At 74.2% G+C, this 26217-nt stretch carries 22 protein-coding genes and 1 pseudogene; 9 read left to right on the forward strand and 14 right to left on the reverse strand.

Going from position 1 to position 26217, the window contains the following annotated elements; genetic code table 11:
* Positions 1-230: 230 nt before the first annotated feature.
* Complete coding sequence (locus B086_RS0131500) at positions 231-1037, reverse strand: SGNH/GDSL hydrolase family protein (protein ID WP_026252966.1); 807 nt, start codon at positions 1035-1037, stop codon at positions 231-233.
* 339 nt (positions 1038-1376) lie between these two features.
* Here B086_RS0131500 and B086_RS0131505 point away from each other — a divergent pair, with 339 nt between their 5' ends.
* Together B086_RS0131505 and B086_RS0131510 are read left to right on the forward strand one after the other, a co-directional pair.
* Positions 1377-2471, forward strand: coding sequence for a DUF5925 domain-containing protein (locus B086_RS0131505; RefSeq protein ID WP_018570423.1), 1095 nt, complete (start codon positions 1377-1379; stop codon positions 2469-2471).
* A gap of 70 nt (positions 2472-2541) precedes the next feature.
* Positions 2542-3321, forward strand: coding sequence for a DUF72 domain-containing protein (locus tag B086_RS0131510; RefSeq protein ID WP_018570424.1), 780 nt, complete (start codon positions 2542-2544; stop codon positions 3319-3321).
* 21 nt (positions 3322-3342) lie between these two features.
* Here B086_RS0131510 and B086_RS0131515 read toward each other — a convergent pair whose 3' ends face one another.
* Positions 3343-3711 carry a GntR family transcriptional regulator gene (locus B086_RS0131515; RefSeq protein ID WP_018570425.1) on the reverse strand — a complete coding sequence of 123 codons (369 nt, stop codon included), beginning with the start codon at positions 3709-3711 and terminating at the stop codon, positions 3343-3345.
* 217 nt (positions 3712-3928) lie between these two features.
* On the opposite strand from B086_RS0131515, the gene B086_RS0131520 reads away from it, so the two are divergent.
* Positions 3929-4858, forward strand: a complete 930-nt coding sequence (locus B086_RS0131520) for a GNAT family N-acetyltransferase (protein WP_018570426.1) — start codon at positions 3929-3931, stop codon at positions 4856-4858.
* Positions 4839-5342: a DUF402 domain-containing protein gene (locus B086_RS0131525; RefSeq protein ID WP_018570427.1), complete on the forward strand. Its 504-nt coding sequence runs from the start codon at positions 4839-4841 to the stop codon at positions 5340-5342. Before B086_RS0131520 ends, B086_RS0131525 begins: the two co-directional genes overlap by 20 nt.
* A 94-nt stretch (positions 5343-5436) precedes the next feature.
* Here the strand turns inward: B086_RS0131525 and B086_RS0131530 are convergent, their stop codons facing one another.
* Positions 5437-6081: a class I SAM-dependent methyltransferase gene (locus B086_RS0131530; RefSeq protein ID WP_078531247.1), complete on the reverse strand. Its 645-nt coding sequence runs from the start codon at positions 6079-6081 to the stop codon at positions 5437-5439.
* 140 nt (positions 6082-6221) lie between these two features.
* Here B086_RS0131530 and B086_RS46005 point away from each other — a divergent pair, with 140 nt between their 5' ends.
* Positions 6222-6356, forward strand: a complete 135-nt coding sequence (locus B086_RS46005; RefSeq protein WP_018570429.1) for a hypothetical protein — start codon at positions 6222-6224, stop codon at positions 6354-6356.
* Between the two features lie 261 nt (positions 6357-6617).
* Positions 6618-7697: a lytic polysaccharide monooxygenase auxiliary activity family 9 protein gene (locus B086_RS0131540; protein WP_018570430.1), complete on the forward strand. Its 1080-nt coding sequence runs from the start codon at positions 6618-6620 to the stop codon at positions 7695-7697.
* Between the two features lie 79 nt (positions 7698-7776).
* Here B086_RS0131540 and B086_RS0131545 read toward each other — a convergent pair whose 3' ends face one another.
* Together B086_RS0131545 and B086_RS0131550 are read right to left on the reverse strand one after the other, a co-directional pair.
* Complete coding sequence (locus B086_RS0131545) at positions 7777-8637, reverse strand: esterase/lipase family protein (protein WP_018570431.1); 861 nt, start codon at positions 8635-8637, stop codon at positions 7777-7779.
* A 186-nt stretch (positions 8638-8823) separates the two neighbouring features.
* Positions 8824-9270, reverse strand: a complete 447-nt coding sequence (locus B086_RS0131550; protein WP_018570432.1) for a MarR family winged helix-turn-helix transcriptional regulator — start codon at positions 9268-9270, stop codon at positions 8824-8826.
* A 204-nt stretch (positions 9271-9474) separates the two neighbouring features.
* On the opposite strand from B086_RS0131550, the gene B086_RS0131555 reads away from it, so the two are divergent.
* Positions 9475-9849, forward strand: a complete 375-nt coding sequence (locus B086_RS0131555; protein ID WP_018570433.1) for a cupin domain-containing protein — start codon at positions 9475-9477, stop codon at positions 9847-9849.
* Between the two features lie 57 nt (positions 9850-9906).
* Here the strand turns inward: B086_RS0131555 and B086_RS0131560 are convergent, their stop codons facing one another.
* Together B086_RS0131560 and B086_RS0131565 are read right to left on the reverse strand one after the other, a co-directional pair.
* Positions 9907-10881: a DNA polymerase Y family protein gene (locus tag B086_RS0131560; RefSeq protein WP_018570434.1), complete on the reverse strand. Its 975-nt coding sequence runs from the start codon at positions 10879-10881 to the stop codon at positions 9907-9909.
* The gene (locus B086_RS0131565) at positions 10878-14555 is read right to left on the reverse strand and encodes a DNA polymerase III subunit alpha (RefSeq protein ID WP_018570435.1); all 3678 of its coding nucleotides are present in this window, start codon (positions 14553-14555) and stop codon (positions 10878-10880) included. Before B086_RS0131565 ends, B086_RS0131560 begins: the two co-directional genes overlap by 4 nt.
* Positions 14556-14710: 155 nt before the next feature.
* Here B086_RS0131565 and B086_RS41280 point away from each other — a divergent pair.
* Positions 14711-15733, forward strand: a pseudogene (locus B086_RS41280) (DUF3533 domain-containing protein); the annotation flags it as partial.
* A 392-nt stretch (positions 15734-16125) separates the two neighbouring features.
* Here the strand turns inward: B086_RS41280 and B086_RS0131575 are convergent.
* The 6 genes from B086_RS0131575 to B086_RS0131600 all read right to left on the reverse strand — a co-directional run bounded on the left by B086_RS0131575 (position 16126) and on the right by B086_RS0131600 (position 23428).
* Entirely contained in the window at positions 16126-17208 is a 1083-nt protein-coding gene (locus tag B086_RS0131575; protein ID WP_078531248.1) for a S1 family peptidase, read from the reverse strand.
* Positions 17209-17656: 448 nt separating this feature from the next.
* Positions 17657-18559, reverse strand: coding sequence for a S1 family peptidase (locus B086_RS0131580; RefSeq protein ID WP_018570438.1), 903 nt, complete (start codon positions 18557-18559; stop codon positions 17657-17659).
* A 246-nt stretch (positions 18560-18805) separates the two neighbouring features.
* A complete protein-coding gene (locus B086_RS0131585) occupies positions 18806-19585 on the reverse strand; it encodes a DUF1684 domain-containing protein (protein ID WP_018570439.1) in 780 nt (259 codons plus the stop codon).
* Between the two features lie 398 nt (positions 19586-19983).
* A complete protein-coding gene (locus B086_RS0131590; protein ID WP_018570440.1) occupies positions 19984-20745 on the reverse strand; it encodes an amino acid ABC transporter ATP-binding protein in 762 nt (253 codons plus the stop codon).
* A gap of 71 nt (positions 20746-20816) precedes the next feature.
* Entirely contained in the window at positions 20817-22574 is a 1758-nt protein-coding gene (locus B086_RS0131595; protein WP_018570441.1) for an FAD/NAD(P)-binding protein, read from the reverse strand.
* A complete protein-coding gene (locus tag B086_RS0131600; RefSeq protein WP_018570442.1) occupies positions 22571-23428 on the reverse strand; it encodes an amino acid ABC transporter permease in 858 nt (285 codons plus the stop codon). Before B086_RS0131600 ends, B086_RS0131595 begins: the two co-directional genes overlap by 4 nt.
* 508 nt (positions 23429-23936) lie before the next feature.
* On the opposite strand from B086_RS0131600, the gene B086_RS0131605 reads away from it, so the two are divergent.
* Positions 23937-24893 carry an ABC transporter substrate-binding protein gene (locus tag B086_RS0131605; RefSeq protein ID WP_018570443.1) on the forward strand — a complete coding sequence of 319 codons (957 nt, stop codon included), beginning with the start codon at positions 23937-23939 and terminating at the stop codon, positions 24891-24893.
* A 21-nt stretch (positions 24894-24914) separates the two neighbouring features.
* Here B086_RS0131605 and B086_RS0131610 read toward each other — a convergent pair whose 3' ends face one another.
* Positions 24915-26159: a DUF5685 family protein gene (locus B086_RS0131610; protein ID WP_018570444.1), complete on the reverse strand. Its 1245-nt coding sequence runs from the start codon at positions 26157-26159 to the stop codon at positions 24915-24917.
* Positions 26160-26217 lie beyond the last annotated feature (58 nt).

Below are 26217 nucleotides of genomic sequence, written 5' to 3' on the forward strand. Positions count from 1 at the left end.
AATCCGACCGGTTCCACGGCGAGTTGGACAACCGGCAGGCAGAGGGGCCGGGACGGTCGCGACCCCCGTCGCACCGTCACGGCGCGTGAGCGGGCGGCGGCGGAGGGACCAGTACCGCTCAAGGGCGTGTCACCGGATGACCGGTGCCCGCCTCCAGAGGGGGGAGGCGGGCACCGGGTACCGGCGGCGCGGGACGTGGGCGATCTCACGTGCCCCGGCCCCGGCGGGGTTCAGGCGGCGCTGTTCAGCACCGGCAGGTAGCCGCCGGAGTGGCCGGAGGCCGTCGGGTGGTAGGAGTCACCGATGTCGAGCCAGTCGACGCTGTGCAGCCAGGAGTTGCCGGAGCAGATCTCGTGGCCGCTGAAGGTGGTGCGGACGTCGCCGAAGACGAAGCCGTGGTTGGCCGCGGCCTTGGCGATGACGGTGTCGATGCGGTCGGCGGCGTCGTTGATGGCCGAGCGCTTGGTCTCCGAGAGGCCGAGACAGGTCTGGCCGAGCTTGTAGAAGCGGGGGTAGCCGATGACGACGACCCGCGCGGAGGGCGCCTTGCCGCGGATCACCGAGTAGAGGTTGTCGAGCTTGCCGGGCAGCGTCGAGTCGACGTAGGCCCTGGCGGTCGCGATGCGGGACAGGCAGTTGCTGTCCGACTGGAGCACACAGGTCGTCATGACGTCGGAGAACCCGGCGTCGTTGCCCCCGATGCTGATCGACACCAGGGACGTGCCGGAGTTGAGCGGGGCGAGCTGGTTGGCCAGGACGTCGTCCGTCCGGGCGCCCGAGCAGGCGGTGAAGGAGAACGAGGACGGGTGGTTCGCGGCGTTCCACAGATAGGGGTACGCCTTGGTGCTGCGGTCGCAGTCACCGCTGGAGCTGATGTAACTGCCGGCGCCCACCCCGGAGGAGTAGGAGTCGCCGAGGGCCACATAGCCGCCGGTCGCGGCCGATGGGGCGGCCTGCGCCGCGGCCGTCCCGGTGAGGACGAGACCTACGGTCAGCAGAACTGAGCCGACGTACGCGGCAATTCGGGAACGTCTCATGGAACCTCCCTCTAGCAGCTTCGCTATCGGATCTGTGGTAGCAGCTACGCGCGTCAACTGGAAGTGTTCATGCCAAAGAAAGGGTGAACTCACAAGGAATCAAGGGGAGTAGGGTTCGGTACGGGCCCCGCGCCATGACCCGAACGGACCTGTCGGTACGGCCGGATGACAACCCGTACGGGTGGTTCGTCGTGTTGACGGCTCTTCGTGCGCCCGTACGGCGGTTCCTGACGCCGCGACACGGGATTCCGGCGCGTCCGGACCCGGACGGCGGCCGACACGCCCGGCACGGCCGGGAAACGGGGTGCGCGGGGCGGTCCGGTGGCAGATCATGGCCGCATGCCTGCGAACCCGCACGACGCGCTGCCGATCCGGCTCAACGTCGACGACTCCGACTCGCCGTCCGACGTCGTCGACGCGCTGTTCCTCGGCCGCTTCGCGACGGGCGAGCAGCCGTACTCGCACGCGGTCAACATCGACCGGGTCCGCTCCGGCGCCACACTGCTGCCGGACGGCGCCCGGGTGCTGCGCGTGGCCCGCGACGACGACCGCAGCGCGACCCTCGCCGAGGGCGACGGCTGGACCCTGCTGGTCTCCCGCTGGAACCGGGGGGCGGACGTCACGGTCACCGCGACCGACGCCGAACTGGCCCAGCGGATCCTCGGCCAGGCCACGGACGGCGCGGCGGACGAGCCCGAACCCCAGCCGGAGAACGTGACGATGGGGTTCTGGTACGTCTCCCCGCGGCGCGGCCCGCACCGCACCACCCGGCAGATCTCCGCGGGCACCTGGGACGAGGTCCGGGCCAACTACACGGCGCCGGTCGCGGACGCGATGGACCGCCTGATGAAGACCACCCCCCAGGACATCGCGGGCCGCCTCCTGCTGCTGCACGGCCCGCCGGGCACCGGCAAGACCTCCGCGCTGCGCACCCTGGCCCGCTCCTGGCGGGACTGGTGCCAGGTGGACTGCGTCCTCGACCCCGAGCGCCTGTTCTCCGACGTCGGCTATCTGATGGACATCGCCATCGGCGAGGAGGACGCGGCGGGCAAGGGCCGCTGGCGGCTGCTCCTGCTGGAGGACTGCGACGAACTGATCCGCGGCGAGGCCAAGCACACCGCGGGCCAGGCGCTCTCACGGCTGCTCAACCTCACCGACGGACTGCTCGGCCAGGGCCGCAACGTCCTGGTCGGGGTGACGACCAACGAGGACCTGGAGCGGCTGCACCCCGCCGTGGTCCGGCCGGGCCGCTGCCTGGCCCGTATCGAGGTGGGCCGGCTGACCCGCCGGGAGGCCGTGGACTGGCTGGGCACCGAGGAGGGCGTGGGCCGCGAGGGAGCGACCCTGGCCGAGCTGTACGCGCTGCGCCGGGGCACCTCCCCCACCGCGCTCCCGGAGCCCCGCGAGGGCGCCGACGCGGGCCTGTACCTATGACTTGTGCCCGGTGCCTGTGCCTGGTGCCCGGTGAGGGGACAGCGGGGCGCCCCGGTGGTCTGATGGGACCATGACCCTGTTCGTCGGGACGTCGGGGTGGCAGTACAAGGACTGGCGGGGCGTGCTGTACCCGCCCCGGTGCCCGGTGCGGCGCTGGCTGGAGGAGTACGCGGCGGCGTTCGCCACGGTGGAGGTCGACAACACCTTCTACCGGCTGCCGTCCCCGGAGACCTTCGCGGCCTGGCGGGAGCGCGTCCCGCCGGACTTCGTCGTCGCGGTCAAGGCGAGCCGCTTCCTCACCCACGTCCGACGCCTCAAGGACCCCGCGGAACCGGTGCACCGCCTGATGGCGCACGCCGCGGGCCTCGGCGACCGGCTCGGCCCCGTGCTGCTCCAGCTCCCGCCCACGCTGCGCGCCGACGCCGGGCTGCTCGACGCCTGTCTGTCCTGCTTCCCGCCCGGCACCCGGGTCGCGGTGGAGCCGCGCCACGCGTCGTGGTGGACACCGGCGGTGCGCGCCGTGCTGGAGGCGCGGGGCGCCGCCCTGTGCTGGGCCGATGTCCGCGGCCGCCCGGTGACCCCGCTGCGGCCGACGGCCGGCTGGGGCTACGTCCGCTTCCACGAGGGCCGCGCGCACGACCGGCCGCGCTACGGCCGCAGGTCCCTGCGCACCTGGGTGGACCGCGTCGCCACAGCCTGGCCGGGCGGCACGGACACGGACGTGTACGCCTACTTCAACAACGACCCGGGCGGGGCGGCGGTGCGGGACGCGGTGGAGTTCGCCCGCACGGCACGGCACGCGGGCCTGGAGGTGACCCGCACCCCCGGCCGGCTGTCCGTACGCCCCTGACGCGCTCGCCCCCCCGACGCGCTACGCCTCGTACGCCGCCCGCAGGGCGTCCTGTACGGCCGCGAGCGCCGCGTCCTCGTCCAGGCCGAGCCGCCGTACGCGCTCCGCGTAGCCCTGCGCGGCGCTCGCCGCCTCCCGGTCGGCGGCGGAGCCCGCGGCGGCCACGAAGGTGCCGTTGCGGCCCCGGGTCTCGATCACCCCGTCCGTCTCCAGCGCCCGGTACGCCTTGGCCACGGTGTTCGCCGCGAGCCCGAGGGACTCGGCCAGCGCCCGCACCGTGGGCAGCCGGTGGCCGACCGGCAGCGCGCCCGACCGGGCCTGCTCGGAGATCTGGGCCCGCACCTGCTCGTAGGGAGGCACGCCGTCATGGATGCGGATCTTCAGGGTCACGGGCCGATTGTCGCGCACCCGCGCGCCCCGGGAGGGCAGCCGCCGGAACAGGGCCGGAACGGGCCGGACCGGGAGGGCGCGGACGCGGGCGCCGGGGGACGCGGACGCCTGGGGGCGCGGGCTCCGTGGCGGCGGCGATCCGCCGCCCCGGGCGGGTCGTCCGCCGGGCGGAAAATGGGAGGCGGGCGTGCGGGGGCGGCCCGTAGCGTGCGCCTGCATGACCGTGATCGTCCGCGAAATGCGCTCCGACGTGCCCGCAGACCTCGAAGGGTTCGCCCGGGTGCGCCGTCGCGCGCTGCCGTTCGTGCTGTTCACCCCCGAGTCCCTCGCCCACACCGCCACCCGGATGCACCCCGACGCCCACTACCGGCCGCTGGTCGCCGAGGCCGACGGCGAGGTGATCGGCACGGCGCAGGTGCTCCTGTCCCACGACAGCCCGGTGCCCGGACAGGGCAACGTCAACGTGTACGTGGACCCGGCGCACACCGGGCGCGGCGCGGGCGCGCTGCTGGTGCGCACCGCCGAGGAGCACCTGGCCGCCCGCGGCGCGGTGCGGCTGCTCTCCTGGGTGCTGGACACGCCGGACAACCGCGCCTTCGCCGAGCGGCGCGGCTACCGCGGCAGCCGCTCCGCGTACTTCCTGCGCCTGGACCTGGCGGCCGGTCGGCTCCCGCCGCTCCAGGACCCGCCGCCCGGTGTGGAGCTGCGCCGGGGATCCGACTACGCCGCCGACCCGCGCCCGCTGTTCGCGCTGGACGCGGAGACGGCCGCGGACGAACCGGGTGACGTGACCTCGGACCTGACCGACTACGCGGCCTGGCTGGAGGAGACCTGGCACAACCCGCTGCTGAGCCACGACCTGACGTCCGTCGCGGTGGTCGACGGCCGGCCCGCCGCCTTCACCCTCGCCCACACGGACGGCGCCACCCGCTACAGCACGGGGATGACCGGCACCGCCAAGGCGTTCCGCGGCCGGGGCCTGGCCAGGCTCGCCAAGAACGACTCGCTGCACCGCGCCCGCGCGGCCGGCGTCCGGGAGGCGTTCACCGGCAACGACACCGGCAACGAACCGATGATCGCCGTCAACCGGTGGTTCGGCTACGAGGTGTGCGCCACGGAGGTGCGGTATGTCCGCGAACTCGGCTGACACGCCCGGCACTCCGGTGGACGTCGTCCTCGTCAAGGGCGGCCGGACGAAGATCCGCTACCGGAGCGCGCTGGTGCGCGACGACGGCGTGCGCGTGGTGGTGCGGGCGCCCTGGGCGGCCGAGGGCGTACGGGACTTCGGCTTCGTGCGGTTCGCACCGGGCGACGTGTTCACCGAGCACTACTGGCGCGACCGGTGGTACGCGGTCAAGGAGGTCCGCGACGGCGGCGGGCGGCTCAAGGGCTGGTACTGCGACATCACCCGCCCGGCCGTGCTCACCGGCGGTGAGCTGGTCGTGGAGGACCTGGACCTGGACCTGTGGCGTTCGGCGGACGGCACGGACGTACTGCGCCTGGACGAGGACGAGTTCGCCGCGAGCGAGCTGGCGGAGCGCGACCCGGCGGCGGCCGGCGCCGCCGTGGCCGCCCTCGACGAACTGGAGCGGCTGGCCCGCGCGGACGGCTTCGCGGCGCTGCTGGACTGAGCCGCCGGGCGGGGGGGGCACGCCCGGTCGCCCAGCCGTCGCGCCGCGGCCCGTCCGTCCCGGCGCGCCCACCCGCCGCCCGGCCCTCCACCGGTCACACCGACGCCACCACCGCGTACCGCTCGTCGGTGACGTCCTTGCCCCACAGCCGGGCGTCACCCGAGAGCTGTTCCACGCGGGTGTGCCGCACGAGAGGCGTGAGGAGAGTGAGAAGCCGCTCGTTGGGTATGCCGACGGGCGTGACCGTGCCCCAGACGCCCTCGACCAGGACCAGCCGTCCTGCGGGCTCCAGCAACTCCCGCCAGCGCCGCAGCGCGCGGGCGGGATCCGGCAGCGCCCACAGCACATGGCGGACCAGGACGGCGTCGAAACGGCGCCCGTCCACCGGCGGGTCCGCCGCGTCACCGGTCAGGAACTCCGCGGCGCGGCCGGCGTCGGCGAGCTTCGCGCGGGCCCGCTCCAGCATCGCCGGGGAGCTGTCCACGCCGGTCACCCGGTGCCCCTGCCCGGCCGCGAGGAGCGACAGGCTGCCGGTGCCGCAGCCGAGGTCGAGGATCGCGGCGGGCCGCTCCGGCAGCCAGTCGCGCAGCCGCTGCGCCCAGGCGGCGCGGACCCGCGGATCACGCAGCCCGTGATCCGGCTCGTCGTCGAAGACGGCCGCCTGCGCGTCCCAGTCCACCGCCGCTCCAGTGGCGCCCCGGGCCGTGGCGTCACGATCGGTCGTCGGGTGTGCACTCATGCGCCCCAGAGTGACACCCGCCACTGACAACCGGATCGTGACAGCCGCCACAGACAGACCCGCACCGATGAGGAACTCTCGCCCGAAAGGTCTACCTCCGTACGAACACGGAACCCGGTAGACCGTCGAAGGAGGCAGCGATGCGCCGTACGACAGTGCAGAAGCCCCTGAGGAAGACGGACAGCCGGCGGGTCCGCGAGGAGATCGACGAGCGTCCCGCCGGACGGCCCGAGGTCCGCAAGGACATCGCACGCACCTGGTGGCCGGAGGGGTGACCGGCGGCGCGCACCGCACTCCGCGCGCCGGGACCTGTCCCGCGCGCCACCGCGCACGCCTTCTGGACACCGTGTGTACGCCGCGCACGCCCTCTGTCTGAGCGCAGTCTCAGCGCTTCCTTAACGCGAGCATAAGGATCCTCTCGTACCGCCCTGATCGGGCGTTCTCCCCGTTCCTCGGGGCTAGTTTCTGACGCACCCCACGGGGTCCGCCCCGGTGCCGGCACCCGTCAGAAACGACCCGTCGCGAGGAGTTCCCCCATGCCCGCTCGTCCACGCCGCCAGGCCGCCGCGCTCTCCGTCCTGGCGCTGGCGCCGCTCGCCCTGACCGCGCTCGCCGCCGCGCCCGCGTCCGCGCACGGCACCATGGGCGGCCCGGTCAGCCGGGTCTTCCAGTGCTACGCCGAGAACCCGGAGAACCCGACGTCGGCGGCGTGCCGGGCGGCGGTCGCGGCCGGCGGCCCCCAGGCCCTGTACGACTGGAACGGCATCCGGATCGGCGACGTGAACGGCCGCCACCAGGAGCGGATCCCGGACGGCAGGCTGTGCAGCGCGAACGACCCGGAGTTCAAGGGCCTCGACCTGCCCCGCGCGGACTGGCCCGCGACGGCCGTGAAGAGCGGCCCGTACACCTTCAAGTACCGCGTGACCGCCCAGCACAAGGGCACGTTCACCGTGTATCTCACCAAGCCCGGCTACGACCCGGCCGAGCCGCTGGCCTGGTCCGCTCTGGATCTCGCGCACCCGGTGGCCACGGTCACCGACCCGGTGGCCTCGGGCGGCTTCTACACGTTCTCGGGCACGCTCCCCCAGCGCACCGGCAAGCAACTGCTGTACGCGGTCTGGCAGCGCTCGGACAGCCCCGAGGCGTTCTACTCCTGCTCGGACGTGACCTTCGGCGGTGCGGTGAGCGGCAACGGCGGCGGGAGCGCGGGCGGCGCCGCTGCCGGTGGCGGCGCCGCCAAGACCTCCTCCCCCGCGCCCTCGGCCTCCGCGCCGACCGAGCGGCAGATCCAGGCCGGGGCCGGCCGGTCCACCGTCGAGCACCACGGCCACGGGGACGCCGACGCCCGGACGACGACGGACCCGGCACCCGCGGCCCAGGGCGGGAGCGGGAACGGGAACGGGAACGGGAACGGCACCACGGGTACCGGCACCGGCACGGACGCGGCGGCGGGCAGTTCCGTGGCGGCCGACGGGGCGCGAAGCGCGGATCTCGCCGAGACCGGCGGGTCCGGCAGCACCCCGTACATCGCGATGGGCGGCGCGGCGGCCCTGGCGGCGGGTTCGGCGGCGCTGTTCCTCTCGGTCAGGCGGCGGGCGGCCCGTTCCGGCCGCTGAGGCGGCCCATGGACACGGGGTCCGTCCGGCGGCTCAGGCCGGACGGACCCCGGACCGCGCCCGGTGGCGCTCCCCCGGGTCAGCTGAACACGGAGGCGCAGGTGGTGGCGGTGGCGTGGGCCGGGTCGAGCGCGTTGGCCACCTCGTGGAAGGCGATGCGGTCGACGGTGCCGATGGCGACGTGCTCGGAGAGGTCGAGCGGGCACAGGTCCTGGAGCAGCACGTTGCGGACGTCGGAACCGCTCAGGTACTGGGTCCGCCAGGGCGTGGCCACCTCGTCGTACTTGGTGGCGATGACCGTGTAGTGCACGCCGGGCACGGTGTCCCCGCCCTCGTTGAGCCTGGTGACGAAGGGGGACCCGGCGATCTGGTCGGCGAGGCCGGGGGTGGCGGCGGAGATCAGGTCCTTCGCGCCCGGGAAATACGGCAGCAGGTTGGTCAGACCGCTGAGGGTGGTGCCGTGGCTGTCGGGGGCGATGCCGACGAGGGCGTTCACCTTGGCGGCGCCGCCGAGGAACTTCAGGTAGTAGCGGGGCATCATGCCGCCCTGCGAGTGGCCGACGAGGTCGGCCTCGGCCGCTCCGGTGGCGGCGAGCACCTTGTCGACGTAGGCGGACAGCTGCCCGGCCGACTTGTCGATGGGACCGAGGCCGTTGAAGACCGGGACGCCCGGCAGTTGGCCGTAGTCGAGCGAGAAGACGCAGTACCCGCGGGCCGTCAGATAGGGCGCGAGACCGAGCCAGTTGTCGACGGAGTTGCCGAAGGTGCCGTGGACGAGGACGACGGGGCGGGGGTGGGCCGCGGACGGCTTGCAGCCGTAGTCGTTCCAGCCCGAGCTGGGGGCGGCGGAGGCGTGGGCCGCGGCGGTCGGGACGAGAGCGACGGCGGCGGCCAGGAACAGGGCGGCCAGGTGTCTGCGGGCGCGCTGGAAGGGCAGCATCGTGTGATCTCCTTGCGGCTCAAGGGAGGTGCGACGGCACTGCGCCCTGTGATCCGGATCACCAGGATGCTGTTCACTCGTCAAGTTACGGACGAGTAGTCGAAGTGTGAAGTTACGCGTCAGTAAAAACTCGCGAGTCCGCTCTCTGCCTCAACTCGCGTGCGAGCGGGACGACATGACGAAGCATCACCAAGACGGACGGATCGGCCCGGACGGCGCGATCCGCGCCAGCCGCTCCCCCAGCGCGTCCACCTCGCCCTCGCCGAGCACCGCGATCCACCCCCGCACCGCCTCCGCGGCCGACTCCTCCGCCGCGCGGGTGCAGGCCAGCCCCCGCGCGGTCAGCACGATCAGCCGGGCCCGCGCGTCGGCGGGATGGGGCTGCCGCTCCGCGTACCCCTTGCGCACGATCTCGTCGACGAGCTGACTGGCCGCCTGCTTGGTGACCCCGAGATGGGCGGCCAGCTCGGTCACGGTCGCCCCGCCCGGCGCCAGCCGCGCGAACGCGAAACCGTGCGCGGGCCGCAGCCCCTCGAACCCGCGGGCGGCGACGCCGTCGTGGATGCGCTGGGTCAGCCGGCCGGCGACGGCGAGCAGGGCGGCGGAGAGGGCCATGGCCTCGGAGCTGTGCACGGGGACATTGAAGCACCGCGGCCATGGTCAAGGCGCCTGACCACTCGGTCAGGCGCCTTGACCATGTGATCAGGCGCCTTGACCATCCACTTGGACAAGCAGCTTGACTACATGGTCAAGTGGCTTGACCATAGAACCACCTCAAGCCCCGAGCCACCCCAGGCCACCCCGCCAAGCGGTTCACCCATCCCGAAGGAGACCCCCATGCCCGTCGTCCGCCCCTCCGAAGCCACGACCCACGAGATCCACGGCGCCCGTTTCGTCTCGTACGCCACCCCGCGCACCGGCGCCGGGGAACTGTGCGCCTGGCGCGGCGAGATCCCCGCCGGGACCAGGGCGCCCGCCCACACCGTCGACCGCGAGGAGATCCTCCACCTGCTCGACGGCGAACTCCTGGTCACGCTCGACGACCGCACCGAGCGCGTCACCGCGGGCGACACGGTGATCGTCAACGCCGGGGCGACCTTCACCGTGGAGAACCCCACGGACCGCACCGCGGTCTCCTGGGTCACCACGTCCGTCGGCCTGACGGCCCGCCTCGCGGACGGCACCGTCCTCACCCCGCCGTGGGCCAACTAGACCGGACAGACCGGCCGCCGGGGAGGCAGGGACCCCGGCGGCCGGGAGGCCGCTCGTTCAGGCGGCCAGGGTCCCCGGGATCACCGCGCGCGGCCCGAACCGGGCCCGCGCGCGGTCCGCGACCTCCTCGATGCGGCGGACCTTCTCGTCCACGGGATCGAAGGTGAGCTGGTGGGAGGCGTGTTCGGCGCCGCCGAGCCCCTCGGCGCGCAGGACGAGCGCGCGGACCCGGGCGCGCTGGAGCCCCAGGGCCTCGTACAGGGCGTACGCGGTCCCGGTCAGCGCCGCCGAGTGGGCGGTCGGTTCGGCGAGCGTGCGGCCGCGGACGGTGGCCGACCGGTCGGCGTAGCGCACGGTGAGGGTCAGGGCGCGGCAGACCTTGCCGAGGGCGCGCAGCCGCGCGCCCAGTTCCCCGGCCGCCGACAGCAGCGCCGCGCGGTGCCGGCCGGGGTCCAGTTCGTCGCGGTCGAAGGGGCGTTCGGCGAGCAGGGACCGCTCGACGGCGCCCGGGACGACCCGGCCGCGGTCGACGCCGTTCGCCCGGTCGCGCAGTTCGCGGCCCGCCTTCGCGCCGATCAGGCGCTGGAGGGTCGGCAGGGGCGCGGCGGCGACCAGGCCCAGGGTGTCCAGGCCGTACTCGCCCAGGGTGCGGGCCGTCGCCCGGCCCGCGCCGGGCAGCGCGGTGACGGGCCGGTGGGCGAGGAACTCCGCGGCGGCGGCCGGTTCGGCGGGCGCGGCGCAGGGCGCCCCGGGCCGGGCGTCCCCCAGCGCCACCCGGGCCAGCATCGGGCCCGGCCCGGCGCCGATCACGCAGTCGACGCCGAACCGCGCGAGCGCGCGGACCCGGATCACCGCCGCGAGTGCGACCGCGTCGCGCCCGAAGTACCTTTCGGCGCCCCGCAGATCGGCCAGCGCGCCGTCCGGCGGCAGCGCCTCGACCACGGGGGTGAACTCCTCCAGCAGCCCGAGCAGTCCGGGCAGGGCCGCCTCGTACATCGGCGGCAGCTGGAAACGTACGCAGAGGATGGTCATCCCGCGCTCCCTGGACTCTGGTGCCACAACTTCCTTCCGTTCGCGGGCCCTTCTCCCGCCGGGCGCAGATCCGCCCATGGATGCATCTCGTAGCCGGTGGGCATGCGGATACGGCGCCCGCGCGCGGCCTCCATCGGGTCCTGGGCGGCGGAACCGGCGGGCGCGGGCCGCCCGTCCGAACCGGCGAGCCGGGCCCGCCGCCCGCCACCGCGGCTCTCACGGTCCCCGCGGTCACCGCCGTCGCCTCCCCCGGATCCGCCGTCCGGGCCGTCCCCGTCCGCGGCCCCCTCCGGTGGTCCGCCGGGGCGGGCCAGGCGGGCCGCCACCTCCTCCAGGCCGCCCTCGGCGCGCAGTTCGGCCAGTTCGGCGAGGTTCCAGGCGGCGGCGCCCACCACGCTGAGGCTGCGCGGGCCGCGCCGCTGCACCACTCCGCGCACCAGCAGCAGCCAGGAGTGGAAGACGGTGTGCGCGCAGGCGTCGTGGGAGTCGTCGAAGAAGGCGAGGTCGACCAGGCCGGTGCCGTCGTCGAGGGTGGTGAAGATGACCCGTCTGCCGGACCGGACCGGCGGGGTCTGGGTGGCCGCCTTGGCGCCCGCGACCAGCACCGTCTCCCCGTGCCGGGCCGTACGCAACCGGCGCGCGGAGACCACGCCCAGTTCGTCGAGGAACGCCCGGTGGTCGTCCATCAGATTGCGGGAGGCGTCCATGGACAGCACGCCCAGTTCGGCGCTGAGCCTCTCGGCGTCGGACAGGTCGGGCAGCCCGGCGGCGGCCGTGTCCTTCCCTCCGGCGAGGGGGAGCTGGCCGCCGCCCGCGCCCCGGGCGCCCCGGTGCAGCTCGGTCAGGTGCAGTTGCAGGTCGCGGCGGTTGGCACCGAACGCGTCCAGCGCGCCCACCTGGGCGAGCCGTCCGGCGACCGGACGGCTCGGACGGGCCCGTTCCCAGAAGTCGAGCAGTGAGGCGTACGGCTGTCCGTCCGCGATCCGCGCCGCCTCGGCCTCGCTGATGCCGAGCACGTCGGAGAGGGCCAGCCGCAGCCCCCACGCACCGGATCCTTCAGTTCTTTCAGCTGCTTTGCCCCCCTTCATGTCAGACACCAGTTCGATACGGTGGGCGACTCCCGACCGGTTCACGTCCAGCGGCAGGATCGGCACCCCGCGCCGCCGCGCGTCCGCCAGCAGCAGCCGCTTCGGGTACATGCCGGGGTCGTGGGTGAGCAGCCCGGCGTAGAAGGCGGCCGGATGATGGGCCTTCAGCCACGCCGACTGATAGGTGGGCACGGCGAAGGCCACCGCGTGCGCCTTGCAGAAGCCGTACGAACCGAACGCCTCGACGATCTCCCAGGTGCGCTGAATCGTTTCTGCGCTGTATCCCCGCACCGCCGCGTGCTGGGCGAACCACACCTTGATCCGCCCCTGCGACTCCGGGTCGGACAGCCCGCGCCGCACCCGGTCCGCCTCGTCGCGCCCGCAGCCGGTCATGAGGTGCACGATGTGGATGATCTGCTCGTGGAAGACGACGACGCCGTACGTCTCCGCCAGCGGTCCGGCCAGGTCCGGGTGCGGATAGCGCACCGGCGCCCGGCCGTGCCGGGCCTCGATGAACGGCCGCACCATGTCGGCGGCGACCGGGCCGGGCCGGAAGAGGGAGATGTCGACCACGAGGTCGTGGAAGTCGGCGGGCTGGAGCCGGCCGACCAGGTCGCGCTGGCCCGGGGACTCGATCTGGAAGCAGCCGAGGGTCTCGGCGGAGCGGATGAGCCGGTACGTCGCCGGATCGCCCGGCGGCACGGAGTCCAGGTCGATCCGCTCCCCCGTCGTCCGCTCCACCTCGGCGAGAGCGTGCGCCATCGCCGACTGCATCCGCACACCCAGCACATCCAGCTTGAGCAGCCCGAGGTCCTCCACGTCCTCCTTGTCGAACTGGGACATGGGCAGCCCCTCGCCGCTGGTGGGCACGACCGGTGTCCGGGCGAGCAGGGAGGCGTCGGACAGCAGGACCCCGCAGGGGTGCATGGCGACCCCGCGCGGCAGCGCGTCCAGCGCCTCGACCAGCTCCCACAGCCTGCCGTACCGCTCCTTCCGGCCCGCCAGCGCCCGCAGTTCGGGCAGTTCCTCCAGGGCCGCGCGGGCGTCGCGGGCGCGGATGTGCGGGAAGGACTTGGCGACCCGGTCGATCTCGGCGGGGTCCATGGACAGGGCCGCGCCCACGTCGCGGACCGCGTGGCGCACCCGGTACGTCTCCGGCATGGCGACCGTCGCCACCCGCTCCGCGCCGAACCGGCCGATGATCTTCCGGTAGACCTCAAGACGGCGCGCGGACTCCACGTCGATGTCGATGTCGGGCAGCACGAACCGCCGCCGGGACAGGAAGCGCTCCATCAGCAGCCCGTGCTCGACCGGGTCGGCGTGGGCGATGCCGAGGAGGTGGTTGACGAGGGAGCCCGCCCCGGAGCCGCGCGCGGCGACCCGGATGCCCATCTCCCGTACGTCGTCCACCACCTGGGCGACGGTGAGGAAGTAGGAGGCGTAGCCGTGGTACGCGATGACGTCCAGTTCCTCGTGCATCCGCTCCCAGTACGCGCGCCGTCCGGCGTAACCGCGCCGCACCATACCCGCCGCCGCCCGGGAGGCCAGCGCGCGCCGGGCGGTGCGGCGCCCGGCGCCGACGAGGTGCGGCTCGGGGAAGTGGACCGCGCCCATGCCGAGGTCGTCCTCCGGATCGACCAGGCACTCGGCGGCCGTCGCCCGGGTCTGCTCCAGCAGCCGGTGGGCGGTGTCGCGCCGGAATCCGGCGGCCTCCACGATCCGCTCGGCCGCCTCCAGCATGGCGCCGGGTCCCTTCAGCCAGCCCTCGCCGGAGTCCCGTTCCCCGGTGGCGCCGAGGGGGACCAGGCGGCGGGCGGCGTCCAGGACGTCGGCGACCGGGCCCTGGCCCGGGTCGGCGTAGCGGGCGGCGTTGCTGAGCACGGGCCGGACCCGCTGCTCGGCGGCGAAGCCGACGGTCCGGGCGGCCAGCCGCAGGGAGCCGGGGCCGGTGCCCGTGCGGCCGTGCCAGACGGCCTCCAGGCGTAGGGCGTCGCCGTAGACCTCGCGCCAGGGGACCAGGAGCCGCGCGGCCCGGTCGGGGCGTCCGGCGGCCAGCGCCCGGCCGACGTCGGAACCGGGGCCGAGCAGCACGGTCAGACCGTCGCCGTGGTTGCCGGACCAGGGCAGCAGGGGGGTGTCCGAGGGCGCGGCGTGGGCGGCGGTGACCAGTCGGCACAGGTCGGCCCAGCCGCGGGCACCGTCCCGGGCGAGGAAGGCGACCCGCGGAGTCGACTCGTCGACGAAGGCACCGCCGCGCACCGGGGCCCGGCGCCGCTCCGGCCGCGGTCCCCCGCCGGGCCACTCCGGGCCGCCCTGCCCCGCGGGCCCGTCACTCCGCACGGACCCGTCACGGCGTACGGACACGTCGGGCCCGGCCACCGCCAGTTCCGCGCCGAACAGCGGGCGGACGCCCGCCGCCGCACAGGCCTTGGCGAAGCGGACCGTACCGGCGAGGGTGTCGCGGTCGGTGAGGGCGAGGGCGTCCATGCCCCGCTCGGCGGCGCGCTCGGCCAGCCGCTCCGGGTGCGAGGCGCCGTAGCGCAGGGAGAACCCGGAGACGGTGTGCAGATGCGTGAAACCCGGCATCCGCACCTCCCGCGGTCGTGGGCCCGTACACCCAGGCTTTCGAACATCAGTTCACTACTCGCCCTCCACCATAAACCAATTCCCGAACATCTGTGCGACGCCCGTTCGGGCGCCTCCCACCTGCGCGAACACCCGCCGGACCGCAGCGTGAGACCATGACCCACCCGCACGCCCGCCGGCCCCGCCACTCCTTCGTCCAGGAGGTCAAGGACGCCGTCACCCCGCGGGCCACACTGCTCGTGGTCGGGGTGCTGGCGCTCCAGCTGCTGTTCATCGCCTCCTACGTGGGCGCGCTGCACCACCCGAAGCCCAAGGACGTGCCCTTCGCCGTCGCGGCGCCCGGGGCGGCGGCCGGGCAGACGGTCGCCAGGCTGCGGCAGCTGCCCGGCTCGCCCCTGGACCCGCGCGCGGTGGCCGACGAGGCGGCGGCCCGCCGGCAGATCCTGGACCGGGACGTCGACGGCGCCCTGGTCGTCTCCCCGGGCGGCACCACCGACACCCTGCTGGTCGCCACCGGCGGCGGCACCATCCTCGCCACCAGCCTGGAGCGGATCGTCGGGCCCGTGGAGCAGGCCCAGCACCGGACGGTGCGGACGGTGGACGTGGCACCGGCCTCCACCGGCGACTTCAACGGCCTGTCCTCCTTCTACCTGGTCGTGGGCTGGTGCGTCGGCGGCTATCTGTGCGCCTCGATCCTCGCGATCAGCACCGGGGCGCGCCCCGCCAACCTGCGGCGCGCGGCGATCCGGCTGGGCGCCATGGCCTTCGTCGCGGCGGTCGGCGGGCTCGGCGGCGCGGTCATCGTGGGGCCGGTCCTGGGCGCGCTGCCGGGCGGTGTCGCGGCCCTGTGGGGCCTGGGGGCGCTGATCACCTTCGCCGTGGGCGCCGCCACCCTCGCCCTCCAGGGGATCTTCGGCGTCATCGGCATCGGTCTGGCCATCCTGCTGGTGGTGATCGCGGGCAACCCGAGCGCGGGCGGCGCCTTCCCGCTGCCGCTGCTGCCCCCGTTCTGGAAGACGATCGGGCCCGCGCTGCCGCCGGGCGCGGGGACCTGGGCGGCCCGCTCGATCGCGTACTTCCGGAGCAACGCCCTGACCGGCGCGCTGCTGGTGCTGGGGGCGTGGGCGGCGGCGGGGGTGGTGGTCACCCTGCTGGCCTCGGGGCAGCGGCGCGGGCGCGGCGGCGGCGCCGTCGGAGCGGCGTGGAAGGACTCCCCGGACCCGGTGGCCGGGACGGCCGCGACGGCCGCCGCCGGAGCAGCCACCGCCGGGACGGCCGGGCACGGCGGCTCCGCGCAGGCGGGCGGCGCCTCTCCCGCCGCCTCCGCCGCACCCGCACCGCCCGTGAACGACACCTTCACCGACCCGGGCCCCGCCGCCTCCGGTCCGGGCCCCGGCACCGGCTCCCGTACGGACGCCACCGCCCCGGACCCTGCCCCCGGCCCTGCCTCCGGCGCGGCCCCGGACACCGGCGCGGACCCGGGCGCGGACACGTAGGAGCCCCGTCCTCGCGCGCGCGAGGACGGGGCTCCGCCGGATCCCGTGGGGGGATGGGGTGGGGTGGGGTGAGGTCAGCCGATCTGGGCGCCGGTCGCCGACAGCGCCTCGGTGACCGGCTGGAAGAAGGTCTCGCCGCCGGAGGAGCAGTCACCGCTGCCGCCGGAGGTCAGACCGAGCGCGGTGTCGCCGTCGAACAGCGAACCGCCGCTGTCACCGGGCTCGGCGCACACATCGGTCTGGATGAGGCCGCTGACGGTGCCCTCGGAGTAGTTCACCGTGGCGTCCAGACCGGTGACCGTGCCGGTGTGGACGTGGGTCGTCGAACCGCTGCGGGTCACCTGCTCGCCGACGGTCGCCTCGCCCGCCCTGGTGATCGGCTGCGTGGATCCGTCGTAGAGGTCGACCGCGCTGGGGTGGTCGACCGAGGCCGTGTACTTCACCAGGCCGAAGTCGTTCCCGGGGAAGCTGGAGCGCTCGTTGCTGCCGATCACGGTGCCGTCGGCGTCCGACCAGGTGGAGATGGCCTCGGTGCAGTGGCCCGCGGTGAGGAAGTACGGCTGCCCGTCCTTGACCACGTTGAACCCGAGCGAACAGCGCCCGCCCGACCCGGTGATGGCGTCACCGCCCGCGACGTAGGGCTTGAACTCCCCCTTCGACCGCTTGAGTTCGGCCTTGTCGCCCAGCCCCGCGACGACCTTGGAGAGCTGCGCCCAGGCGGCCGGGGAGACCGTTCTGTCGGCGGTGACCGCGACCTTGCCGCTGACGGGGTCGGTCGACCACGAGGTGCCCGGTACGGCCGCCCGCTTCGCCAGCGTCGTACGGGCGCCGTCCAGTTCGGCGAGGGTGTGCGCGACGACTCTGGCCCTGGCCCCTGCCCGCTCGACGGTCCGCGCCGCGGCCTTGTCGAGCACGTTGACCACGAGGTGACCGGAGCGGGCGTCGTAGTACGCGCCCGCCGTGCGGTCGGTCCCGAGGTCCTTGACCAGGGTCGAGGCGAGTTTTCCGGCCGTGGGGGCCGACAGCGTGCGGGCCGTGGGGGCGGCGTCCGGCTCACTGGCGTTCGCACTCTGGAAAGTGACTCCGGCGACGACGAGCGCGGCGATGCCCGCGGTCACCATGGTCGCCCGGCGCGCGGGTATGCGTCGATGCTTCAACTGACGTCCTCCTGTGGGGGGATCGGCCCGCGAGGTTGTGGGGACCTCAGCGGGCCGGAAGGCGGTTGAACGGCGCCTACTATTCCGAGGCCCGCAGGGAGCACACAAGGTCGAGTTCTGGACGCGCGTACGCCAACCGGCGTACGCCCCTTGCGGCTTGAGCACCCGAGGTCGGGACGCCCCCGTTCACTCTGCAAACACTACGAGCGAGTAACCTGTCGGCGCTCTGTGAGGTCTACTCCTGTCCGGATCTCGCCCTTGCCGCGCCGGAACCGGAACCCGTGCGACCGGACCCCGGGCGTACGGTCCGGCCGGGCGGTGCACCCCGGGCGGGCGGCGCGCCCCGGACGAACGGCGGCCCCCGCACGCGGGTTCGCGTGCGGGGGCCGCCTGTTCCGGCCGGTGGGGGACGGCCGGGACCGTCCGGAAGGGACGGAGGGGAGTGGGGTCAGTACACGTGGACCCCGTAGGCGCTCAGCGCCTCGGTGACCGGCTGGAAGAAGGTCGTACCGCCGGAGGAGCAGTCACCGCTGCCGCCGGAGGTCAGACCGTAGGCCGTGCTGCCGCCGTACAACGGGCCGCCGGAGTCGCCGGGTTCGGCGCAGACCGTGGTCTGGATCAGACCGGAGACGATGTCCCCGCCGCCGTAGTTGACCTGCGCGTTGAGCGCGGTGACCCGGCCGCTGTGCGTACCGGTCGTGGAGCCGCGGCGGTACACGGTGGTCCCCACGGAGGGCGTGGCGGCGCTCGTGATGTCCTGGCTGCCCACGGCGCCCGACTTGGTCACCGAGCTGTTGGTGTAGCGCACGATGCCGTAGTCGTTGCCGGGGAAGGAGGACCCGGCGGTGGTGCCGAGGGTGGTCGAGTGCGAGGAGTCCGACCACCAGGTGCCCGCGCCGTCGGTGCAGTGACCTGCGGTGAGGAAGTAGTAGTTCCCGCTCGCGTCCTGGACGTTGAAGCCCAGCGAGCAGCGCCAGCCGCTGGCGTAGATGGCGTCGCCGCCGGAGATCAGCTTCCTGAACCTGCCCGGGGTGTGCTTGATGGTCAGGGCCCCCGAGTCGGCCCCGGCCCGCTGTTTGATCCTGTTGATGTCGGCCTGGGAGACCGTGCTGTCGGCGGTGACGACGACCCGGTTGGTCGTGCTGTCGACGGCCCAGGCGGTGCCCGGGACATCGGCCTTGAGCACCGAGTCGCTCACACCGGTGAGCTGTGCGGCGCTGAAGGTGTTGGTGTCGGACGCGTTCGCGCTGGGGACCGCGAACGCGGCGGCGGCCACGAGTCCGGCGGCGACGGCCACCAGCCGGGTCTGTCTCGTGACGACGGTGCGGGGGGAAGTGCGCTTGATCCTCACTTTTCGTTCCTCCACAAAGGAAGTCGGGGGCCCGCGTGGGGTCGGGGCCCGTGAGGCGCAGAGCCGGGGGCGGTGGTCCGGGGTTCCAGATACGTTGTGCCCCTGACAAGCGCTGTGGGGGAGTATTCGGCCGAACGGCCGGTCGGCGCAAGAGTGCCTTTCGGCCGTGCGACTGTGTGCGATTCGAGTGGACCGTGTGCGGTCCGGGTGGATTGACGGCAGGTCAGCCGCCCGGGCGCCGGGGCCTCAGAGCAGGGTGCGCTCCCCCGCGGGTATCGCGAGGTCCAGCGTGTTGCCCGGCGGCGGGAACGGGCAGATGAAGTGGTCGGCGAACGCGCACGGCGGCAGCTCGGCGCGGTTGAGGTCGACCGTGGTGCGTCCTTCGGCGTCCGGGGCCTGCGGGTACAGGAAACGGAAGCGGAAGCTGCTGTCCCCGCTGGTGGCGTCGGCGAACACCGCCCACAGCCCGCCGTCCGGCTGCCGGGCGGCCCGGAGCGTCAGCTCCCGCCCCTCCAGGGTGAACGCCAGCTCCCCGGCGAGGGCGAGGCCGCGCTCGCGCCCGTCCGCGTTCGGCACGCGGACGGTACGGCTCTCCTCGTACGGGGTGAAACGCCCCGGCACCGACCAGCGCGGGTCGTGGGCGGTGGCCGCGATGCCGCGGAACGCCCGCCGGGCCGCGGAGTCCGGGTCGTAGTCCCGTACCCCCCAGGCGCCTTCGCGGACGAGCACGACCAGCCGGCGCTCCCCCCGCGCCACCCGCGCGTCCGCCGGCGCCGCGGTGTCGGCGCCGAGCCGCACCCGCCCGGTCAGGGGCCGCCCGTCGACGGTCAGTCCGTCCGCCTCGACGGCGTCGAGCACGACCGCGTCGCCGTCGGCCGCCCAGCGCCCGGGGACGCCCGGGAGCAGACCGCCCGGGTGGTCCTCCAGCCAGTGCGTGCCGGTCAGCGCGAGCGGCCCGTAGGGTGCCGACACCGATGCGGTGCGGTCCTCGTGCCACTGCTTCCAGCGGTCGGATGCGTCCGTCATGTGATCAACCCTTCCATGTGCGGCCGTGCGGCCAAACCGAGGTGCGGGCGCCGTGCGGCGGCCCGCTCCCGTGTGCGGTACGCGCTCCCGCGCCGGGGCGGGACGGGAGCGCGCGAGGTGTTCTGCCCTACGGACACGAGGAGTTGGCGCGGGGCTTCGGGGTTCCCGACGCCGCCGGGGCCGATGCCCGTGCCGCCTCCGGTGCCGGACTCGGCACGGGTGCGGACACGGGTGCGGACCCGGGCGCGGGCGCACCCCGGGCGCCCGCCCGCGCCCCCGGAGCCCGCGTCCCGCGCCCGAATCCCCCGCCCGGACGACGACCGGATGGCCCAGCTCCCCCGGCCGTGCGCCGCGACTGCCGCGGCCGGGTCCGGCGCCGGGTCACAGCACCCGCCGGATCACAGCACCTTGGACAGGAACGCCCGTGTCCGTTCGTGCCGCGGCCGGTCGAGGACCTCGGCGGGCGGCCCCTGCTCGACGATCCGCCCGTCGTCCATGAACACCACCGTGTCGGCGACCTCGCGCGCGAAGCCGATCTCATGGGTGACGACGATCATGGTGGTGCCCTGCCGGGCCAGGTCCTTGATGACGTCGAGGACCTCGCCGACCAGTTCCGGGTCGAGCGCGGAGGTGGGCTCGTCGAAGAGCAGCAGCCGGGGTTCCAGGGCCAGCGCGCGGGCGATGGCCACGCGCTGCTGCTGGCCGCCGGAGAGCCGGCCCGGGTACGCGTCCGCCTTGTCGGCCAGGCCCACCCGCTCCAGCAGCCGCAGCGCGGCGGCCACGGCGTCCGCGCGGGGCCGCTTCAGCGCGGCGACCGGCGCCTCGACGATGTTCTCCAGCACCGTCAGATGCGGGAAGAGATGGAAGTTCTGGAAGACGAAACCGATCCGGGTGCGCTGCCGGAGCACCTCGCGCTCGGGCAGTTCGTGCAGCGTGTCGCCGGAGCGCCGGTAGCCGACGAGGGTGCCGTCGACGCTGATCGCGCCCCGGTCCACCTTCTCCAGGTGGTTGATGGTGCGCAGCAGCGTCGACTTGCCCGAGCCGGAGGGGCCGAGGATCACGGTGACCTGGCCGGTGTCTACCTCCAGGTCGATGCCCTTGAGCACCTCCAGCGAGCCGAAGCTCTTGTGGACGGACCTGATGTCGACCATGACGCTCATCGGGGGTTCCTTCGGTGCGGTGGGACGGGACGGGACGAGAGGGGCGTGCGGCGGGGACGCGGGAGGGCGGTTCAGCCGACGGCGTGCGGGGCGGGCGCGCGCAGGAACGCCAGCACCGCGCGGGCGGTGGCGTCGTTCTGCCGGAACGCCGGGCCGCCGGTGCGCGGCCGGGTGAAGGCACCGGGGGTACGGCCGTCGGTGAACGGGCCGAGCGCGAAGCGCCGGGGGTACGGGCGCCCGGCCCGGTCCAGGATCCGGCCGTCGGCGCGGTCGACCCGCAGCAGCCCGTCCGGGGTCTCGCCGGCGCCCTCGGCGTGCAGTTCGCGCAGCAGCGGGTCCCGGGTGCGCCGGACGGTGGGTTCGGGCAGCCGCGCCTCGACCAGCGCCCGTGCCTCGGTCACGACGCCGGGCACGGTCTCGCTCGCCGCCCGGAACACCCCGTCCTCGGCGGTGACGGTCATGTTCGCGCCGACGAACCGCAGGACGCCCGCACGGGACAGGGCGAGCATCTGCCGCAGCCGGGGGCCGGGCGGCCCGGAGGCGAGGAAGCTGAAGAAGCCGTGCCACCAGGGCCCGGTGTCGCCGAGCCGGGCCAACTGCCCGTACACGGACAGCAGTCCGAGGAAGAGGCCGAGGTCGGCGCTGTGGGCGGGATCGTGGCGGCGGCGCAGGTCGGCCTCGATGTGTCCGCGCAGCGCCTCCTGGAAGTCCTCGGCACCGGCGTGCCGTACGCCGTGCAGCGGGTGGTCCAGGGCGGCGAGGTCGAGCCGGTCGGCGGGGTCGGGGACGGCGGCGGCGACCAGGTCCCGGCGCTCGTCCGGTCCGGCGGCGGCGTACGCCGTCTCGAAGTCCGCCCAGGCCAGGGCGGTCCGTTCGGGGTGGGCGGCGAACAGCCGGTGGTAGTGGGCGAATCCCAGTTCCTTCTCGATCAGCGCGCCCACGGCCGCGCGCCGGGTGCCGTCCTCCTCCGGGAGGGCGAGCAGCGCGTCGGTCTGGGCCGGGCCGAGGAAGCGGGGCAGCGGCGGGCGGGCGCCGGTGAGGTCGTAGCCGATCTTCGCGTGGTACGGCACTCCGCGCCGCGAACCGGCGTACAGCACCGGCTCCCGCCCGGAGGGCACATAGGCGCCCTGTTCGTAGCGGCCGCCGCGGCCCTCGGTGAGCAGCACCATCAGATCGACGAAGGCCAGGCCGAAGCCGCGGACGAGGACGGGTTCGCCGGGCGGAAGGGCGGACAGGTCGCTGTCGGCGGTGAAGTCCGGCGGCAGATGGACCAGGCCGTGTGCGCGGGCGTAGGCGGCCAGGCGGGCCTGCTCGTCATCGGGTTCGGCGTCCAGGTGGCCGAGGGCGAGCACCACCAGGTCGGCCAGGAGCGGGTGGTCGCGGCCCTCCAGCCACACCCGCTGGCGGCCCTCGCGCGGCCCGCTGACCCGCAGCGCGCGCCGCCGGTGGTGGTGGACGGTGATGTCCGCGGGCAGCGCGGCCACCGCCTCGTCGTGCACCCAGCGCAGATAGGAGCCCTGTGTGCGGCGGTCGGCGAAGGTGCGGCCGGGCAGCGCGGCCCACTCGTGCAGGGTGGGGCCCTCGCGCACCGGTCCCGCCATGTCGACCGTGTCGTCGGTGAACATGGTGACGTCCTCGGCGTGCGAGTTCATCCAGAGCAGCGGGGACTGCGCGGCGCGCCAGATGCGTCCGGCGCCGGGCGGGTGCGGGTCGACGAGGTGGATGTCGAGGCCCGCTCCCGTGTACGGCTCGGGCGCGTTGGCGGCGATGCGCTCCAGCAGACCGGTCCCCCGCGGCCCGGCCCCCACGACGACCAGCGACGATCTCATCGGGTGCGCTCCGTGCCGCGTGCGTAGTGCTGTTCCACGTAGTGCTGGCCGGTGCTCAGGACCGTGGTGACGGCGGTGTACCAGAGGGTGGCGACCATCAGCAGCGGGATGACCTGGTAGGTCTGGTGGTAGACGAGCTGGGCCGAGTACAGCAGGTCCTGGACGGCGATGACGCTGACGATGGAGGTGCCCTTGAGGGTGCCGATCAGCATGTTCCCGGCGGGCGGCACGATGGCGCGCATCGCCTGCGGCAGGACGATCCGCCGCCAGCGCCGCCACTGGCTCAGGCCGAGCGCCTGGGCGGCCTCGATCTGGCCGCGGTCGACGGAGACGATGCCGCCGCGCACCACTTCGGCGGCGTAGGCGGCCTCGTGCAGGGTGAGGCCGACGATCGCGACGGTGACCGGGCCGAGCAGGTCGACGGTCCGCACCCCGAAGAGGCTCGGGTACAGCGCCCCGATGTTGAACCACAGCAGCAGCTGGACCAGGATCGGGATGGACCGGAACAGCCAGACGTAGCCGCGGCTGACGGCGCGCAGCACCGGGTTGGCGGAGAGCCGGAAGACGGCGAGCAGGGTGCCGAGGGCGAAGCCGAGCACCATGACGACGGCGGTCAGCCACAGGGTGAGCCAGAGCCCGCGCAGGACGGAGTCGGAGGTGAAGTAGTCGGCGACGACGTCCCATTGGAACGCCTTGTTGCGTACGACGGAGACCAGGGCGAGGCCCAGCAGGACGAGGACGACGGCGGCGGCCGCCCACTGTCCGGGCCGGCGGCGCGGCACGATGCGCGGGGCGTCGGCGGGTCCGGGGGTGCCGGGGGCGGCGGGTGCTTTGGCGAGGGTGCCGGAGGACATGCGAAGGCTCCGTGACGTAGGTCGAACACGGTGGTGCCTTCACACGGGTCGCGCCGCGGGGCGCTGGACGGCCGAGCCCCTCAGCAGGGCCGTCCCCCGGAGACTACGGTTCTGTTTCCCCGGATTGTCAAGGGGGTCCAGCATATGAGCCGGACGTCTCGGGGCGGTTGACGGGGAACCGGATGCCTGTTCCACTTGCCCCATGCATCCGCAGCAGTGGCTGGTCACGCGCTCCCACATCGACTTCGGTCGAGTGTGGTCCTGTTCTTGTTGAGCCGACTTCCCGCACGCCCTGCCGCCTTCGGCCGTCCCCGACGCCGCTCCCGTGCGTCCGGCACGTCCTAGCGCGTTCGCGTTCCCGCCGCTCTTCCCGTTCTTGTCGCGCCGCGCGCCTTCGCGGCTCCTTCCGACGCCTTCACACGCGCACCCCTCCCCTCGCGCCGTCTGATCCGGACTTCTTCCTCCTCCGGACCTCCTCCTTCCCGTTTTGTTTCCAGGAGACCGCACCATGCGTACGCCCCCGCGCGCCCGTAAACGGCATTTCCTCCCCTTCGCCCTGATCAGTTCGGCGGCGCTGCTGCTCACCGCGTGCGGCTCCGGCGCGGACAGCGCGGCGTCCACGGGCTCCGGCGCGGGCGCGGCCAAGGCCGCCGAGATCCCGACCACGGACGTCGTCTCCGGGGTGCGCGAGGATCCCGCCGCCGCCCGGCTGCTGCCGCCCGGGGTCGAGGACCTGACGATCGCCTACGCGGTGGGCGGCACCCCGCCCGGCACCAGCTACCTCGGCGACGGCAAGACCCTCGCCGGTCAGGACGTCGACTTCGCGCAGGCCGTCGCCAAGGTGCTCGGCATCCGGCTGAAGACGCAGGAGGCCGGCTTCGAGGCGATCCTGCCCGCCCTGGACAGCGGCAAGTACGACCTCGGCGCGGGCAACTTCGGGGTGACCGACGAGCGGCGCCGCACCATCGACTTCGTCACCTACATCAACGACGGCCAGGGCTTCGCCGCCCGCGCGGACAGCAAGCTGGGCAAGGTCACCAGCCTCGCGCAGCTGTGCGGCCTGAACGTCGCCACCGGCGCCGGGACCACCTTCGAGGCCACCCTGGAGAAGAACAAGCAGCAGTGCGCCGACGCGGGCGAGAAGGCGTACAAGGTGCAGACGTACAGCGAGTCGGGCGCGCTGTGGTCCTCGCTCCAGCAGGGCCGCAGCGATGTGGTGATGTCCACGATCAACGGACTGCGCTACGCGGTCGCCCAGCAGCAGGGGCTGAAGTTCCTCAACGAGTTCCACCGGCTCGACGTCGGCTTCGCCTTCAAGAAGGGCACGAAGCTGGCGCCGGCCTTCCGGGCGGCGGTGAACAAGCTGATCGCCGACGGGACGTACGCGAAGATCCTCGACAAGTGGGGCACGAAGGACTCGGCGCTCAAGGTGTCGCAGATCTCCCCGCCGGAACTGAAGTCCTGACGCGGCGGCCGCCCCGCGGGCTCAGCAGTCGCAGCCGCAGTCGCACCCGTCGCAGCTACAGCAGTTCCCGCAGCAGTCGCAGCAGTCCCCGCAGCCGCTGCAATCGGGGCAGTCGCAGTCGCAGTTGCTGCACCAGCCCTCGCGCCGCTGCCGCGACCACGGACCCTCGAACTCGGAGGCGCAGCACACCTTGCAGGTGCAGCAGAGGCCGAGGGCGACCGCGCAGCCGGTGAGCAGGCCCCGCTTGCCGGGCCGCGGCGGCTCACCGCCGAAGGGGTCGCCGCCGCCGGGGTGGTGCGGGTCGCGGACGGGCGGGCGCTGCGGGGCGTAGGGGCCCTGCGGCGGGCCGAAGGCACCGTGCGCGGCCTCCTCGGTGCCCGGCGCGTGGCCGCAGGAGGCGGTGCCGAAGGCGCGGTCCACGGAGCGCGGGAGTTCGTGCACCAGCAGCAGGTGGGCGAGCCGTCCGTCGGTGAACTCGGCGTCGCGCAGGGCGAGCCGGATGCCGTGCACCGCGTCGTCGGCGAGCCGACGGGCCTCGGTGCGTGAAGTGCCGGTCGCGGTCAGCGGGTTCCAGGCACCCGAGGCGGCGTCGGCCGCCTGGTCCTCCACGGCGTCCAGGAGGTGGGCGAGCCGTCCGAAGAGCCGTCCGGCCTCGGCGAGCGGGGCGGCGTTGCCGGGCCGGCCGGTGAGGACGGCGGTGTGCGCGAAGGCCGCGGCGGTCGCGGTCTCGGTCGGCTCGGTGACGGCCAGGACCGGGGTGCCGGGTCCGGCCAGGGACTCCAGGCCGGCCTGCCGCTCCACCGCGTCCACCAGGACGGCGGTGTCGAAGCCGACGTCGGCGCCGCTCCGGGCGCCCGCGCGGTTCCAGCGGTCGGCGACCCGGCGGGCGGCGAGCGCCACCGGCCGGCGGGCGAGCAGTCCGTCGCCGTCGGCGACGTGGTCGCGCACCTTGGCCGAGGCCAGCACCAGGGAGACGGCCGCCGCGAGCCGGGCGCCCTCGCCCCGGGCGACCGAGGCGGTGCGCATGCCGCGCAGCGGACAGGGCCCCGCCGTCCGCCGCCCCGCTCCGGCCCTGCCGCCGGTGCCGCGTTCGGCCTGAGCCTCCGTCAGGACCGATATGAGCAGACCGTCGTAGTTGGTCACGACCCGCGCGAACTGTCCGTGATCGCCCCGCAGGGCCAGGCACAGTCCGCACAAGTGCGCCATCCACTGGGCCTTGAGGTTCTCACCGAGCCGGTGGGCGCAGGGTCTGACGATTCCGAACACGACGATCCCCCGTGGTGTCTGCGACGTTGAGCTGCCGCATCGTACCGACCGGCCTGTT

The sequence above is a fragment of the Streptomyces sp. PsTaAH-124 genome (assembly GCF_000373685.1).
In the GTDB taxonomy this organism is placed as follows: Bacteria; Actinomycetota; Actinomycetes; order Streptomycetales; family Streptomycetaceae; genus Streptomyces; species Streptomyces andamanensis.

Bases quoted from the DNA above. Each gene is read 5' to 3' on its own strand.
- B086_RS0131500 (WP_026252966.1), bottom strand. From the start codon at position 1,037: ATGAGACGTTCCCGAATTGCCGCGTACGTCGGCTCAGTTCTGCTGACC.
- B086_RS0131505 (WP_018570423.1), top strand. From the start codon at position 1,377: ATGCCTGCGAACCCGCACGACGCGCTGCCGATCCGGCTCAACGTCGAC.
- B086_RS0131510 (WP_018570424.1), top strand. From the start codon at position 2,542: ATGACCCTGTTCGTCGGGACGTCGGGGTGGCAGTACAAGGACTGGCGG.
- B086_RS0131520 (WP_018570426.1), top strand. From the start codon at position 3,929: ATGACCGTGATCGTCCGCGAAATGCGCTCCGACGTGCCCGCAGACCTC.
- B086_RS0131525 (WP_018570427.1), top strand. From the start codon at position 4,839: ATGTCCGCGAACTCGGCTGACACGCCCGGCACTCCGGTGGACGTCGTC.
- B086_RS0131530 (WP_078531247.1), bottom strand. From the start codon at position 6,081: ATGAGTGCACACCCGACGACCGATCGTGACGCCACGGCCCGGGGCGCC.
- B086_RS46005 (WP_018570429.1), top strand. From the start codon at position 6,222: ATGCGCCGTACGACAGTGCAGAAGCCCCTGAGGAAGACGGACAGCCGG.
- B086_RS0131540 (WP_018570430.1), top strand. From the start codon at position 6,618: ATGCCCGCTCGTCCACGCCGCCAGGCCGCCGCGCTCTCCGTCCTGGCG.
- B086_RS0131545 (WP_018570431.1), bottom strand. From the start codon at position 8,637: ATGCTGCCCTTCCAGCGCGCCCGCAGACACCTGGCCGCCCTGTTCCTG.
- B086_RS0131555 (WP_018570433.1), top strand. From the start codon at position 9,475: ATGCCCGTCGTCCGCCCCTCCGAAGCCACGACCCACGAGATCCACGGC.
- B086_RS0131560 (WP_018570434.1), bottom strand. From the start codon at position 10,881: ATGACCATCCTCTGCGTACGTTTCCAGCTGCCGCCGATGTACGAGGCG.
- B086_RS0131565 (WP_018570435.1), bottom strand. From the start codon at position 14,555: ATGCCGGGTTTCACGCATCTGCACACCGTCTCCGGGTTCTCCCTGCGC.
- B086_RS0131585 (WP_018570439.1), bottom strand. From the start codon at position 19,585: ATGACGGACGCATCCGACCGCTGGAAGCAGTGGCACGAGGACCGCACC.
- B086_RS0131590 (WP_018570440.1), bottom strand. From the start codon at position 20,745: ATGAGCGTCATGGTCGACATCAGGTCCGTCCACAAGAGCTTCGGCTCG.
- B086_RS0131595 (WP_018570441.1), bottom strand. From the start codon at position 22,574: ATGAGATCGTCGCTGGTCGTCGTGGGGGCCGGGCCGCGGGGGACCGGT.
- B086_RS0131600 (WP_018570442.1), bottom strand. From the start codon at position 23,428: ATGTCCTCCGGCACCCTCGCCAAAGCACCCGCCGCCCCCGGCACCCCC.
- B086_RS0131605 (WP_018570443.1), top strand. From the start codon at position 23,937: ATGCGTACGCCCCCGCGCGCCCGTAAACGGCATTTCCTCCCCTTCGCC.